Here is a 671-nt window from a genome sequence, read left to right as displayed (position 1 = left end):
GTAAGCACAAGCACGAATGATATCAGGTGCGTGACCACCACCGGCACCCTCAGTGTGATACGTGTGGATCACGCGGTCTTTAAACGCACCAATGGTATCATCGACGAAGCCTGATTCATTCAAGGTGTCGGTATGGATTGCAACCTGAACATCATATTCTTCTGCTACGGATAAACAGCAATCAATGGAAGCTGGCGTGGTTCCCCAATCTTCGTGGAGCTTCAAGCCGCAAGCGCCTGCATCGAGCTGTTCTCTTAGGGCTTCAGGTAAACTTGCATTCCCTTTACCCAAGAAGCCAAAGTTCATGGGCATTTGGTCGGTGGATTGCATCATCTTACCGATGTACCACGGTCCAGAGGTACAAGTTGTGGCGTTAGTACCGGTTGACGGGCCGGTGCCGCCACCAATCATTGTGGTCACGCCTGACATTAAGGCTTCTTCAACTTGCTGTGGACAAATAAAGTGAATATGAGCATCAATGCCGCCAGCAGTAAGGATAGAGCCTTCACCCGCGAGTACATCTGTGCCAGGGCCAATCGCAATATCAACACCGTCCTGAACATCCGGGTTTCCGGCTTTGCCAACACCGACGATACGACCGTCTTTGACACCAACATCACCTTTAACGATTCCCCAGTGATCAAGAACCAAAGCGTTGGTAATCACTAGGT

At 50.4% G+C, this 671-nt stretch carries 1 protein-coding gene; it reads right to left on the bottom strand.

Features of this window, described 5'->3' with window-relative positions; translation table 11 throughout:
- On the bottom strand, positions 1-671 hold a 671-nt coding region (locus A3735_RS10545), incomplete at both ends, for an urease subunit alpha (protein WP_156499597.1).

The sequence above is a fragment of the Oleiphilus sp. HI0061 genome (assembly GCF_001635675.1).
Note: the sequence above shows the minus strand (reverse complement) of the source record. Positions and strands in the feature narration are given on the sequence as shown.